The following is a 13,640-nucleotide window of genomic DNA, read 5'->3' as shown; positions in this document are numbered from 1 at the left end:
ACCTTCACGGGCCGGGAAACCGGCCCGCCCCACCCGCAGGAGAGGCCGTTGCGCAACGAACGCACCACCGAAGATATTGCCCGCGGCATCCGCGCCCGCGTCTTCGAACATACGATCCGCAACAACGGCGGGTATCTGAGCCAGGCCTGTTCCGCCGCCGAACAGCTGGCGTTTCTGTATAATGAGGGGCTGAACCTCGGCCCTTCGACCATGCCTCTGGTGCCGCCGCCCTTTGGTGGGGTGCCTTCGGCCGGGAACCCGGATTATGTGACCGGCGCGGGCTATAACGGGCCGTTCGATGCGGTGCATGACCGGCTGTTCATCGCGCCCGCGCATTACGCCCTTGTCGCCTATGCCTGCCTGATCGAGACCGGCCGCATGGCACCCGAGGGGCTGGAGATGTTCAACAAGGACGGCTCCTCGGTCGAGATGATCGGCGCCGAACATTCCCCGGGGATGGAGGTGCACAACGGCACCCTTGGCATCGGCCTCTCCACCGCCGCCGGGCTGGCCTTCGGGCGCAAGCGCCTCGGCCATACCGGCCGCGTCTGCGTCTTCATGTCGGATGGCGAGGTGCAGGAGGGCCAGACGTGGGAGGCGGTGCAGGCCGCCGCCCACCACGGGATCGACAACCTCTGGGCCATCATGGATGTGAACCGCCAGCAATGCGACGGCGCCATGGACGAGGTGATGACCGTGGGCGACATCGCCACCAAGTTCCGCGATTTCGGCGCGGTGGTGGCGGAGTGCAACGCCCATGACCTGCCCGCGATGCGGGCCGCCGCCGCCACGCCGCACCCGGGCCGCCCCCTGATCGTGCTGGCCCATTCGCACCCGGCGCAGGGGATGCAAAGCCTGATGAGCCGTTTTCCCCGCCTACATTACGTCCGCTTCAAGTCTGAGGAGGAGCGGGCGAAGATGAACACAGAGATTGCCGCCGAACTGGGCGTGCCCGCGGTCGTGCTGGAGGCCCACTGATGGAGATGGTGAACCGCCCCTATGCCGCGGCCTTCGAATCCTATGCCGTGCAGCACCCCGAGGTTCTGTGCCTCTCCGCCGACCTGACCTCTTCGTGTGAGATCGACGGCTTCCGCGACCGGCATCCCGGGCAGTTCCTGTCCCTGGGTATGGCGGAACAGAACATGCTGTCCTTTGCGGGCGGTCTTGGGCTGGCGGGCTTCCGGCCCTTCCTGCATTCCTTCGGTGTGTTCCTGTATCGGCGGCCCTATGATCAGCTGATGGCCTCGGTCGCCTATCCGCGCCGCCGCGTGCGGCTGATGGGGTTCCTGCCCGGCGTCACCACCCCCGGCGGCATGACCCATCAGGCGATCGAGGATATCTCGGTCATGCGGACGATCCCGAACATGACCGTTCTGGAAACCGGCGACGCGACCGAGGTGGAAAGCATCGTGGCCGAGGCCGATACCGTCGATGGCCCGGTCTATTGCCGCATCCTGCGCGGATCTGTGCCGCGGCTGTTCGACACGCCCTTGCGCATCGGCCGGATGCGGGTGTTGTCCGAAGGGACGGATGTGCTGGTCGTCACCGCAGGCATCACCACGGAAGAGGCGATCCGCGCCCGCGGGGCGCTGGACCGGGCCGGTGTGTCCGTCCGCCACCTGCATCTGAACACGCTGAAACCCTTTGACGCGGCGCAGATCGTGGACCATGCGGCCTCCGTCCGGCATGGGGTGATCACGCTGGAAAACCACCTTATCACCGGCGGCATCGGGTCCATGGTGGCCGAGGCTTTGGCCGAAGCCGGGCTGCCCCGCCGTCTGGTCCGGTTGGGGCTGCAGGACACCTATGCCCATGGCGGATCGCGCCCCTATCTGATGCGGCATTACGGGATGGACGCGCTGAGCCTTGTCCGCGCGGTGGAGCGGCTGACCGGGCAGGAGACCGGCATCGACGAGGCCGCGCTGGAGGCGGTCCGCGTCGATGCCGTCCATTCACTGGTGAAGGCCGAGGCGCTGTGAGCCGGTTTTCCGTCACCTACCGCCTGCGCGCCGCCGACCGGGCCGAGGCATTGGCCCGCGCCGAAGGCATCGCGCTGGAACAGACGGTCGAAATCCCGCGCGCCGTGGTGCCTGCGGGTTATGTCGCGGATGAGATCCTCGGCCGGGTCGAAGACCTAAGCCCGCTTGGCCCCGACCTCTGGCAGGCCATGATCAGCTATTCGCCTGACAGCGCGGGGGCAGAGCTGACGCAACTCCTGAATGTGGTCTTCGGCAATTCCTCGATCCAGCAGGGCATCCGCGTCACCGGGATCGACCTTGGGGACATCGTCGCCGCCCGCCACCCCGGCCCCCGCTTCGGCATCGAAGGATTGCGGCGGCTGACCGGGGCCACCGGCGGGATGATCGCGCCCGTGCTGAAACCGATGGGCCTGCCGCCCGAAGATTTCGCCCGGCTGGCTGCCGGCTGTGTCCGCGGCGGCGCGGATATCGTGAAAGAGGATCACGGGCTGGCCGGTCAGCCGACCGCCCCGTTCCGCGCCCGGGTCGAGGCTGTGGCCCGCGCCGTGTCTGAAGAGAACGCCCGTAGCGGGCGCCGCGCGCTGTTTTTCCCCAATCTTTCGGGCAGGCCGGAGGAGATTGAGGACAACCTGCGCTTTGCCAAAGAGGCGGGCGCGGGTGGCATTCTGGTGATGCCCGGCCTCTTCGGCTTCGGTCTGGTGGAGCGGATTGCGCGGGATAGCGCGCTGGACCTGCCGGTCATGACGCATCCGGCCTTTCTGGGGCCTTACGTGCTGGCCCCCGACACCGGGTTCGACCATGGTGTGCTGTTCGGCACGATCCAGCGGCTGGCCGGGGCCGATATTTCGGTCTTCCCGAACGTGGGCGGCCGTTTCGGCTTTACCGTCGCCGAATGCGCCCAGATCGCCACGGCCTGCCGCAGCGCGGACGGCCCCGGCCTGCCGATGCTGCCCAGCCCCGGCGGCGGGATGAGCGTCGAGCGCGCTGCCGACATGCAGGCGATGTATGGAAAGGATGTGGTCTTCCTCTTGGGTGGCAGCCTGCTGAAGGACCCCAGCCGGATCGACATGGCGGTCGCCGCCATGCGCAATGCTCTGGACAAAGCCCAGACCGGCGGTTGACAGACCCTGCGCAAAGGCCACCCTATGCAGGCACGGGGCGCCATGCGGAGGGGGCTATGACACGGCGACAGCTTGTCCTTCTGACTGCGGCGGCCGGGACCTGCCTGCTGTTGCTGGCGGTCTGGCAGACCAACCGGATTGCGCTGCGTCACTATCTGGCCGCCGGTTCGGCCCGGGCGGAATCGGCCCTGCGCCTGACCGTCAACGCGCTGGAGGGCGACCTTGCCCGCTATGAGGTGGTGCCGCAGCTTCTGGCCGATCTGGACGCCATCCGCCAGTTGATGAGCTTTCCGGAAGATCCCGTCCGCCGCGTGGCCATCGACCTGCTGCTGGAGGACCGGGCCGATACTTTGGGGGCCTCCGACATCTACATCATGACGCCGGACGGCGATACGATTGCCGCGTCGAACCACCGCAGGCCGGACAGTTTCATCGGGCAGAACTTCAACTACCGCCCGTATTTCCAGGAGGCCGCCGCCGGAGGTCTGGGCCGGTTCTACGGCGTGGGCACCACTTCGGGCGTGCGGGGCTATTTCTTCTCGGCCCCGGTGCGCGATCAGGCCGGGCAGATTGCCGGGGTGATCGCCGTCAAGATCGGCGTGGACCGGATCGAGGCCAGCTGGCGCGGCAATGAATACCGCACCTTCGTCTCGGACCCCGAGGGGATCGTCTTCCTGTCGTCGGACCCGCGGCTGGTCTACGGCAGCCTCTGGCCGCTGACCGCCGAACGCATCGCCCGCACCGAATTGTCCCGCCGCTACTCGGACCGGCCGCTGGACGGGCTGGATCTGCGCCAGACGGTGACCGAGGGCACCGCCACCGCCTTCATCACCCCCGACCCCGGCATGACCCCGATAGAGACCATCGCCGTGCATCAGGACATGCCAGAGGCGGGCTGGACCGTGCATGTCCTGCTGGACGCGGCGGGCGCTCGGACCGAGGCGCGGGTGGCCACCGTCACGGCGCTTCTCCTCCTGTGTCTGGCGGCTTTCGGCGCGGTCGTCTTCTGGCAGCGCCGCGCCCGGATTGCCGAGCGGATGGAAATGCAGACCCGCGCCAAGGCCGATCTGGAACGCCGGGTGGAGGAGCGCACCGCCGATCTGGAACGGGTGAATGTCCATCTGGAACAGGAGATCACCGAACGCCGCGCGACCGAGGCGGAACTGCGCGCCGCGCAGGCCAATCTGGTGCAGGTGGGCAAGCTGGCCGCCCTTGGCCAGATGTCCGCCGCGCTGAGCCATGAGATCAACCAGCCGCTGGCCGCCGCCCGCAACTATGCCGACAGCGCTGCCATTCTGATCGGGCGCGGCGATCTGCCCCGCGCGCAGGAAAACATCGGCCATATCCTGTCGCTGATCGACCGGATGGCCGCCATCGGGCGCCATCTGCGCAATGCCGCGCGCAAACCGAAGGACCGGCTGGAACCGGTACTGCTGCAATCCCTTCTGGCCGAAACGCAGGTGATCGTGGCCGGGCGGCTGGCCTCGGGCAAGGCGGTGCTGGAACTGGACGTGCCGCCGGACCTGCCCGCCCTGCGCGCGGGCGTGACGCGGCTGCAGCAGGTGCTGGTCAATCTGATCACCAATGCCGCCGATGCGGTCGAGGGGGAGGCGGACCGCCGCATCACCCTGACCGCCCGCGCGGTGGATGGCCGCGCGGTCCTGACCGTGCGCGACCGCGGCCCCGGCGTCCCCCCGGCGATTGCCGAGCGGATCTTCGACCCGTTCTTCACCACCAAGGGCGTAGGCGCGGGCCTCGGACTCGGTCTGTCGATCTGCTACAACATCATCCGCGACTTCGGGGGTGACATCGCAGTCACCGATGCCGCACCGGGCGCCCTGTTCACCGTGACCATCCCGCTTTACGGCGCGGTCGAGGCCGCTGCATGACGGCGCCACGCATCCTGCTGATCGACGATGATGATGAAATGCGCCGCTCAACCGCGCAGGCACTGGATCTTGCCGGGTTCACGGTAGAGCCCTTGGCCTCGGCCGAAGAGGGGCTTGCGCTGGCAGGCCCGGGCTTCAACGGCGCGGTGGTCAGCGATATCCGCATGCCCGGCATGGACGGGATGACCCTCCTCGGCCGGTTGCAGGAGGTGGACCCGGAAATCCCCGTGGTCCTTGTCACCGGCCATGCCGAAGTCCCCCTTGCGGTAGAGGCGATGCGGCGCGGCGCCTATGACTTCATCGAAAAACCCTTTGTCGTGCAGGAGCTGGCATCGGTCCTGCGCCGGGCGATGGATCACCGCGCACTGGTGATCGAAAACCGCCGGCTGCGCGCCGTGGCAGGCAAGCGCGACGATGTGGAGGCGCGTCTGCCCGGGCGCACACAGGTGATGGTGGACCTGCGCTACCGGCTGCGCGCCATCGGCGCCTCGGACGCGGATACGCTGATCCAGGGGCCGACCGGTGCGGGCAAAGAGGTGGTGGCGCGCGTATTGCACGACATCTCGCCCCGGGCGGGCAAGCCTTTCGTGGCCATCAACTGCGCGGCCCTGCCCGAAGCCCTGATCGAAAGCGAGCTCTTCGGCCATGAGGCGGGCGCCTTTCCCGGCGCGCTGCGCCCGCGCTATGGCAAGTTCGAACATGCCCGCGGCGGCACCGTCCTTCTGGACGAGATCGGGCAGATGCCGCTGGACATGCAGGCGAAACTGATCCGCGTCTTGCAGGAACGGGTGATCACCCGGCTTGGATCGAATGAAACGGTGGCGCTGGATGTGCGGTTCATCGCCACCTCGAAGACCGATCTGGCCGAGGCGGTGGCCGCGGGCCGGTTCCGTGAAGATCTGTTCTGGCGGCTGAACGTGGCTTTGTTGCAGGTGCCGCCGCTGTCGGTCCGGCGCGAGGATATTCCGCTGTTGTTCCAGCAGCTGATGCGCGAATCCGCAGCGCGGCATGGCGTCGCCGAAATCGAGGTGCCGCCCGCGCATCTGTCGGCGCTTGCTGCGCGCGACTGGCCCGGCAATGTGCGGGAACTGCGGAACATGGCCGAACGCTTCGTCCTGCGGATCGACGGCGCCGACCTGACCGGCCCCGCCCCCGGGGCGCGGCTGGCCGAACGGGTGGCCGATTACGAACGCAGCCTGATTGCGGGGGCCATCGCCGCCCATGGCGGGCGGCTGAAGCCGGTCTATGAGACGCTGGGGATCAGCCGCAAGACTCTGTACGAGAAGATGCAGAAACACGGGCTGGACCGCCGGCTGATCACCGACGCACCCGAGGGCGAGGCGGGCTGACCGAGCCCTTGGGTGGATTTCCACCCATGCCACGGGCCGCATGTTCCCGCTTCCACCCAAAACCCCCGATGCTGCGGATGAAAACCGCGCGCCCTGCGCAAGTTCACATTGGCGTGCGCGGCGGCTGGCCGTCTTCTGATCGCGTCGCCCGCAGCCGGAGGGGGCCGCGGCGCCATCACATCGCGTTTCTGGGAGGAAACCATGACCCTGACCAAGCTTCTGGGGGCGCTGGCCGCCGCCACCGTCCTGTCGTCCGCCGCCTTTGCCCAAGGCTACCCCGAGCGGCAGATCACCATGGTCGTTCCCTTCTCCGCCGGGGGACCGACCGACACCGTGGCCCGTCTGGTGGCCGAAAAGATGTCGGCCGATCTGGGCCAGCAGATCATCGTGGAAAACGTGGGCGGCGCAGGCGGCACGCTGGGCGCGGGGCAAGTCGCCGCGGCCGAGGCGGATGGCTACACCATCCTTCTGCATCACATCGGCATGGCCACCTCGGCCACGCTCTATCGCAGCCTGGCCTATGACCCGCTGACCGCCTTTGAATATGTGGGCCTTGTGACCGAAGTCCCGATGGTCATGGTCGCCCGTCCGGATTTCGAACCCGCCGATTTCCCGGCCTTCATCGAATATGTGAAGGCAAACAACGACACTGTGACCATGGCCAATGCCGGGATCGGCGCGGCCAGCCACCTGTGCGGCATGCTGTTCCAGTCGGCCATCGACACCCAGTTCGTCACCGTGCCCTACAAGGGCACCGGTCCGGCGATGACCGATCTGCTGGGCGGGCAGGTCGATTTCATGTGCGACCAGACCACCAATACCACCAGCCAGATTCAGGGCGGCACGATCAAGGCCTATGCCACCACCACGGCGGAACGTCTGGCCCTGTTCCCCGATCTGCCCACCGCCACGGAATCGGGCCTGCCCACCATGGAATTCGGCATCTGGCACGGCATCTACGCGCCGAAGGGCACCCCGGCCGAGGCCACCGACCGGCTGTCCGCCGCGCTGCAGGTGGCGCTGGCCGATGAGGGCGTGATCAAGGCCATGGCCGATCTGGGCACCGCGCCCTCCTCGGCCGAAGAGGCCACCCCCGCCGCGCTGAAGGCCAAGCTGGAATCCGAAGTCGCCCGCTGGAAGCCGGTGATCGAAGCCGCAGGCGTCTACGCCGACTGACCGCCGTTCCCGATCCCTGCCCCCGGCCCGATGGCCGGGGGTTTTCGCCTGCGGAGTGACCCATGGCATCCCCTTCCCGCGACACGACCGACATCACCACCGGCGCGCTTCTGATGGCCGCCGCCGCCTTCTTCGGCTGGCAGACCGCCGGGCTGAACATCGGCACGGCCTTCCGCATGGGGCCGGGCTATTTCCCGATGATCCTGTCGGGCCTGCTGTTCCTTCTGGGCCTGATCATCCTGCTGAAGGCCCTGAAAGGCCCCGCCGGAGAGCCCTTGGGCGCCATCGCCTGGCGCGGCATGCTGTTCATCCTGCCTGCCCCCATCTTCTTTGGCCTGACGGTGCGCGGCCTTGGCTTCGTGCCCTCGCTCTTCATCACCTCGCTGATCGCAGCCATGGCCTCGGCCCGGATGAAACCGCTGCCCGCGCTTTTGCTGGCGGTGGTTGTGACCATCTTCTCGACCCTGGTCTTCAGCTATGCGCTTGGCCTGCCCTTCCGCCGCTTTGGCCCCTGGCTTCCGTTCTAAGGACGCATGATGGATCTGTTTTCAAACCTCGCGCTCGGCTTCTCGGTCGCCTCCTCGCTGGAGAATATGTTCTTCTGCCTGATCGGCGTGATGCTGGGCACGCTGATCGGCGTCTTGCCCGGGATCGGCGCCACGGCAACCATCGCCATGCTGCTGCCCATCACCTTTCAGCTGGAGCCGGTGTCGTCGCTGATCATGCTGGCGGGCATCTATTACGGCGCGCAATACGGCGGGTCGACGACTGCCATCCTGATCAACATGCCGGGCGAAAGCTCCTCGGCGGTCACCGCGATCGACGGCTATCAGATGGCACGCAAGGGCAAGGCGGGTGTTGCGCTGGCCACAGCGGCGCTCGGCTCGTTCTTCGCGGGCACCGTGGCCACGCTGCTGGTGGCACTGTTTGCCCCGCCGCTGACCGAGGTCGCGCTGAAATTCGGCCCGGCCGAGTATTTCAGCCTGATGGTCCTTGGCCTTGTCATGTCCATCGCGCTGGCCCACGGGTCGATCATCAAGGCGCTGGCGATGGTGGTGCTGGGCCTGCTTCTGGGGCTTGTCGGCAATGACATCTTCGAAGGCACGCCGCGGTTCACCCTTGGCATCACCGCGTTTTCCGACGGGCTGAATTTCGTCGCGCTGGCCGTGGGTGTCTTCGGCATCGCCGAAATCCTGCGCAATCTGGAGGACGAGCACGACCGTCAGGTGCTGACCAGCAATGTCGGGCGGCTCTGGCCCACCAAGGAAGAGTTCAAGGCCATGTTCCCGCCCGTCCTGCGCGGCACCGGGCTTGGCTCAATCCTCGGCATCCTGCCGGGGGGCGGGGCAATCCTTGCGGCCTTCGCCTCTTACACGGTGGAAAAACGGCTGTCGAAGAACCCGAAGGAATTCGGGCAGGGCGCCATTGCGGGCGTGGCCGGGCCGGAAAGCGCCAATAATGCGGGCGCGCAGACCAGCTTTATCCCGCTCTTGACGCTGGGGATCCCGGCCAATCCGGTGATGGCGCTGATGATCGGGGCGATGATCATCCAGGGCATCGTGCCCGGACCCAATGTCGCCGCCGAAAAGCCCGAGCTGTTCTGGGGCATCATTGCCAGCATGTGGATCGGCAACCTGATGCTGGTCGTCCTGAACCTGCCGCTGATCGGGCTCTGGGTGAAGCTGCTGAAAGTGCCCTATTTCGTGCTGTTCCCGATCATCATGGCCATGTGCGCCATCGGGGTCTATTCGGTGCGGTCGTCGCCCTGGGACCTCTATGCCGTCGCCTTCTTCGGCCTTCTGGGCTATGCGATGGTCAAGCTGCGCTGCGAACCGGCGCCCCTTCTGCTGGGCTTCGTCCTTGGCCCGCTGCTGGAGGAAAACCTGCGCCGCGCCATGATCATGTCGCGGGGGGATGCCACCACCTTCGTGTCGCGCCCGATCAGCCTGACCCTGCTCGTGCTGGCCGTGGCGGTGCTGGTCGTGGTTCTGCTGCCGCAGGTCCGCAAAAGCCGGGATGAGGTCTTCACCGACAGCGATGCCTGATCCTTGCCGGGCGCCCCGATGCGGGCGCCCGGTTCCGTTTCACCACAGGGAGGAAAGACGATGAAACCGATGACCCGCCGCGCCGTTCTGGCGCTGACGGCTGCCGTTGCCTGTGCCACGGCCGCCCCTGCCCTTGCCGAATATCCCGAACGCCCCGTTGAACTGATCATCCCCTTCGCCGCGGGCGGGTCCACCGATGTGGTGGGCCGCATCGTGGCCGAGCGGATGAGCGCGGAGCTGGGCCAGCAGGTGATCGTCCAGAACGTGGGCGGCGCGGGCGGCAGCCTTGGCGCCCAGCAGGTGGCCGAGGCCGAGGCGGATGGCTACACGATCCTGATGGGCACGGTGGCGACCCATGCGCTGAACCCGCTGATCCTGAAAGAAAAACCCTATGATCCGGTGGCGGATTTCGCCCCGGTCTCGCTTCTGGTGCTGGTGCCCAACGTGCTGGCCGTGAACCCGGAACTGCCGGTCACCACCGTGCAGGAGCTGATCGACCTCGCCAAGACCGAACCGCTGACCTACGCCTCCTCCGGCAATGGCACGCCGCTGCACCTGTCCGGAGAGCTGTTCAAGTCGATGGCGGGCGTGGACATCGTGCATATTCCCTACAAGGGGTCGGGCCCCGCGCTGACCGATGTGCTGGGCAATCAGGTGCCGATCATCTTTGACAACCTGCCCTCCGCCTCCAGCCATATCGCCAGCGGCAAATTGCGGGCGCTTGGCGTGACCACGGCGGAACGCGCGGCCTCCTTCCCCGACATCCCCACCATCGCGGAAACCCTGCCGGGGTATGAGACCTATACCTGGAATGCGCTTTTCGCGCCTGCGGGCACCCCGCCCGAGGCGATTGCCAAGCTGAACGCCGCCGCCAAGGCCGCCATGGCCGATCCGAAAGTGGTGGAACAGATGGCCACATTCTCGGCCACCATTGTCGCCTCCACACCGGAGGAACTGGCCACGCATGTGGCTGCCGAGATGGAGAAATGGGCGCCTGTGGTGGCGGACGCCAACGTCAGCATGGACTGAATGTAATACCCCGGGCCGGCCAGACCGGCCCGGGGTCGTTGTCTCTCAGCGCGCCAGAAGCGCGGCCACGATGCGGTCTGCCGCCTCTTCCGCGGTCAGATCGACGGTGTTCACCACCATCTCCGGCTCTTCCGGCGCCTCATAGGGGCTGTCGATCCCGGTGAAGTTCTTCAGCGCGCCGGAGCGGGCCTTCTTGTAAAGACCCTTCACGTCCCGCTCTTCCGCCACCGACAGCGGCGTGTTCACGAAGACCTCGAAGAATTCACCCTCTGCCATCAGGTCGCGCACCATCCGGCGTTCCGACCGGAAGGGCGAGATGAAGGCCGTCAGCACGATCAGCCCGGCATCGGTCATCAGCTTGGCCACCTCGCCCACGCGGCGGATGTTTTCCACCCGGTCGGCATCGGTAAAGCCAAGGTCGCGGTTCAGCCCGTGGCGCACGTTGTCCCCGTCCAGCAGGAAGGTGTGCTTGCCCATGGCATGCAGCTTCTTCTCGACGATATTGGCGATCGTCGATTTGCCCGAACCGGACAGGCCGGTGAACCAGACCACCGTGGGCTTCTGGTTTTTCAGCGCGGCATGGGCGTTGCGGTCGATGTCCACCGCCTGCCAGTGGATGTTCTGGCTGCGGCGCAGGGCAAAGTGGATCATCCCGGCGGCCACGGTGGCATTGGTCATCCGGTCGATCAGGATGAAGCCGCCCAGATCCGGGTTCGTGGCATAGGCCTCGAACGGGATGGCGCGGTCGGTCGAGATATTGACCACGCCGATGGCATTCAGGCCCAAGGTCTTGGCCGCCAGATGCTCCAGCGTGTTGACATTCACCTCATACTTCGGCTCGGTCACGGTGGCCGTGACGGTCTGGGTGCCGATCTTCAGAAGATAGGGCCGCCCGGGCAGCATTTCCGCCTCGGCCATCCACACGAGCGTCGCCTCGAACTGGTCGGCCACTTCGCAGGGATCGGCGGCGGCGGTGATCACATCCCCGCGCGAGCAGTCCACCTCATCGGCGAAGGTCAGGGTGACGGATTGCCCCGCCACCGCCAGATCCAGATCGCCGTCGAAGGTGACGATGGATTTCACCGTGGTCGTCTTGCCCGAGGGCAGCACCCGGATCGCATCGCCCGGCCGGACCTGACCTGCCCCGATCTGCCCGGCAAAGCCGCGGAAGTCGAGGTTGGGGCGGTTCACCCATTGCACCGGCATCCGGAACGGGCCTTCCTGCATCCGGGCGCTGTTCACCGGCGCCTCTTCCAGATGCTGGAGGAGCGTCGGTCCTTCATACCACGGCATATCGGCGCTGCGGGCGGCGATATTGTCGCCCTTCAGCCCGGAAATCGGGATCGGCAGGAAGGTCTCCATCCCGATCTGGCGGGCGAAATGGCTGTAGTCCTTGACGATTTCATTGAACCGTTCGGCGGAATAGCCCACCAGATCCATCTTGTTGATCGCCAGCACGATGTTGCGGATGCCCAGCGTCTGCACCAGATAGCTGTGCCGCCGGGTCTGGGTCAGCACACCCTGCCGCGCGTCGATCAGGATCACCGCAAGGTCCGCCGTCGAAGCGCCGGTCACCATGTTGCGGGTGTATTGCTCATGCCCGGGGGTATCGGCCACAATGAACTTGCGCTTTTCGGTGGCGAAGAAGCGATAGGCCACGTCGATGGTGATGCCCTGTTCCCGCTCGGCCGCCAGACCGTCCACCAGCAGGGCAAAGTCGATCTCGCCGCCCTGGGTGCCGACCGCTTTCGAATCTTTCTCAAGGCTGGCCAGCTGATCTTCGAAGATCATCTTAGTGTCGTAAAGCAACCGCCCGATCAGCGTGGACTTGCCATCATCCACCGACCCGCAGGTGATGAAACGCAGCATGGTCTTGTGCTGGTGCTTGTCCAGATAGGCGTCGATATCCTCGGCGATCAGCGCCTCGGTCACATAGATCGGGTCTTTTTCCGTGGTGGTCATCAGAAATAGCCCTCCTGCTTCTTCTTCTCCATGCTGGCGGACTGGTCATGGTCGATGGCCCGGCCCTGCCGTTCCGAGGTGGTGGTCAGCAGCATTTCCTGAATGACCTCGGGCAGGGTCTTGGCCTCGGATTCGACGGCGCCGGTCAGCGGGTAGCAGCCCAGCGTGCGGAACCGGATCGACCGGGTGACCGGGGTTTCGCCGGGGGCCAGCGGGAAGCGGTCGTCATCCACCATCAGGATCAGGCCGTTCCGTTCCACCGTGGGGCGGGGCGCGCTGAAATACAGCGGCACGATCTCGATCCCTTCCAGATGGATGTATTGCCAGATGTCCAGTTCCGTCCAGTTGGACAGCGGGAAGACACGGATGCTTTCACCCTTGGATTTGCGGGTGTTATACAGCTTCCACAATTCCGGCCGCTGGTTCTTCGGGTCCCAGCGGTGGTTGGCCGAGCGGAACGAGAACACCCGTTCCTTCGCGCGCGACTTCTCCTCATCGCGGCGGGCGCCACCGAAGGCCACGTCGAAATTGTATTTGGTCAGCGCCTGTTTTAGACCTTCGGTCTTCCACATGTCGGTGTGCAGGCTGCCGTGGTCGAAGGGGTTGATCCCCTGCTCCATCGCCTCGGGGTTGTGATGGACCAGAAGCTCCATCCCCGCATCCCGCGCCGCCTTGTCGCGCAGGTCATACATGGCGCGGAACTTCCATGTCGTATCGACATGCAACAGCGGAAAGGGCGGCGGGGCCGGATAGAAGGCCTTCTTCGCCAGATGCAGCATGCAGGCGGAATCCTTGCCCACCGAATACAGCATGACGGGGTTGTCGGCCGCGGCCACCACCTCGCGCATGATGTGGATGCTTTCAGCCTCCAGCCTCTGGAGGTGGGTCAGCGTTTTCTGAGAGATCATCGCCCTGCCATCGCAACACGGAATATTTTCCTGCCTCATGCCACAGAGCCCCGGCAAAGTTAAGGCAAACCGCAGGAATTCCGGTGTTTCGGCCCAAAAATCCGCAGCGGGCGCCGGGCCGCGAATGGCGTTCCGCAAAAGACTGTGGCCGGACGAAAGCCGCCCGGCCACAGGCCCCCGCG

Annotated in this window: 11 protein-coding genes; 9 read left to right on the top strand and 2 right to left on the bottom strand. The window is 66.2% G+C overall.

The window, feature by feature from the left end; translation table 11 throughout:
• The first annotated feature begins 48 nt into the window (after positions 1–48).
• From ACO2Q5_RS08760 to ACO2Q5_RS08720, 9 genes are all read left to right on the top strand, one after another.
• Positions 49–978: a transketolase gene (locus ACO2Q5_RS08760; RefSeq protein ID WP_423290007.1), complete on the top strand. Its 930-nt coding sequence runs from the start codon at positions 49–51 to the stop codon at positions 976–978.
• Positions 978–1,979 (top strand): transketolase family protein, encoded by a 1,002-nt coding sequence (locus ACO2Q5_RS08755; RefSeq protein ID WP_423290005.1) that lies wholly within the window; start codon positions 978–980, stop codon positions 1,977–1,979. Before ACO2Q5_RS08760 ends, ACO2Q5_RS08755 begins: the two co-directional genes overlap by 1 nt.
• Complete coding sequence (locus tag ACO2Q5_RS08750; protein ID WP_423290003.1) at positions 1,976–3,100, top strand: RuBisCO large subunit C-terminal-like domain-containing protein; 1,125 nt, start codon at positions 1,976–1,978, stop codon at positions 3,098–3,100. Before ACO2Q5_RS08755 ends, ACO2Q5_RS08750 begins: the two co-directional genes overlap by 4 nt.
• 56 nt (positions 3,101–3,156) lie before the next feature.
• Positions 3,157–4,989, top strand: a complete 1,833-nt coding sequence (locus ACO2Q5_RS08745; protein WP_423290001.1) for a sensor histidine kinase — start codon at positions 3,157–3,159, stop codon at positions 4,987–4,989.
• Positions 4,986–6,338 (top strand): sigma-54-dependent transcriptional regulator, encoded by a 1,353-nt coding sequence (locus tag ACO2Q5_RS08740; protein WP_423289999.1) that lies wholly within the window; start codon positions 4,986–4,988, stop codon positions 6,336–6,338. Before ACO2Q5_RS08745 ends, ACO2Q5_RS08740 begins: the two co-directional genes overlap by 4 nt.
• 201 nt (positions 6,339–6,539) lie before the next feature.
• Positions 6,540–7,514 (top strand): tripartite tricarboxylate transporter substrate-binding protein, encoded by a 975-nt coding sequence (locus ACO2Q5_RS08735; RefSeq protein WP_423289997.1) that lies wholly within the window; start codon positions 6,540–6,542, stop codon positions 7,512–7,514.
• Between the two features lie 62 nt (positions 7,515–7,576).
• Positions 7,577–8,041 (top strand): tripartite tricarboxylate transporter TctB family protein, encoded by a 465-nt coding sequence (locus ACO2Q5_RS08730; RefSeq protein ID WP_423289995.1) that lies wholly within the window; start codon positions 7,577–7,579, stop codon positions 8,039–8,041.
• Positions 8,042–8,050: 9 nt separating this feature from the next.
• Complete coding sequence (locus ACO2Q5_RS08725; protein ID WP_423289993.1) at positions 8,051–9,559, top strand: tripartite tricarboxylate transporter permease; 1,509 nt, start codon at positions 8,051–8,053, stop codon at positions 9,557–9,559.
• A gap of 60 nt (positions 9,560–9,619) precedes the next feature.
• Positions 9,620–10,588, top strand: coding sequence for a Bug family tripartite tricarboxylate transporter substrate binding protein (locus tag ACO2Q5_RS08720; RefSeq protein WP_423289991.1), 969 nt, complete (start codon positions 9,620–9,622; stop codon positions 10,586–10,588).
• A 45-nt stretch (positions 10,589–10,633) separates the two neighbouring features.
• On the opposite strand, the gene cysN is transcribed toward ACO2Q5_RS08720, so the two are convergent.
• Complete coding sequence (gene cysN / locus ACO2Q5_RS08715; RefSeq protein ID WP_423289989.1) at positions 10,634–12,550, bottom strand: sulfate adenylyltransferase subunit CysN; 1,917 nt, start codon at positions 12,548–12,550, stop codon at positions 10,634–10,636.
• Positions 12,550–13,458 (bottom strand): sulfate adenylyltransferase subunit CysD, encoded by a 909-nt coding sequence (gene cysD, locus ACO2Q5_RS08710; RefSeq protein ID WP_423289987.1) that lies wholly within the window; start codon positions 13,456–13,458, stop codon positions 12,550–12,552. The genes cysN and cysD overlap by 1 nt, the downstream gene beginning before the upstream one ends.
• Positions 13,459–13,640 lie beyond the last annotated feature (182 nt).

The sequence above is a fragment of the Neotabrizicola sp. VNH66 genome, assembly GCF_049445895.1.
Classification (GTDB): domain Bacteria; phylum Pseudomonadota; class Alphaproteobacteria; order Rhodobacterales; family Rhodobacteraceae; genus Pseudogemmobacter.
The sequence above is the reverse complement of the archived record's forward strand: the minus strand, read 5'-3'. Positions and strand labels throughout refer to the sequence as shown.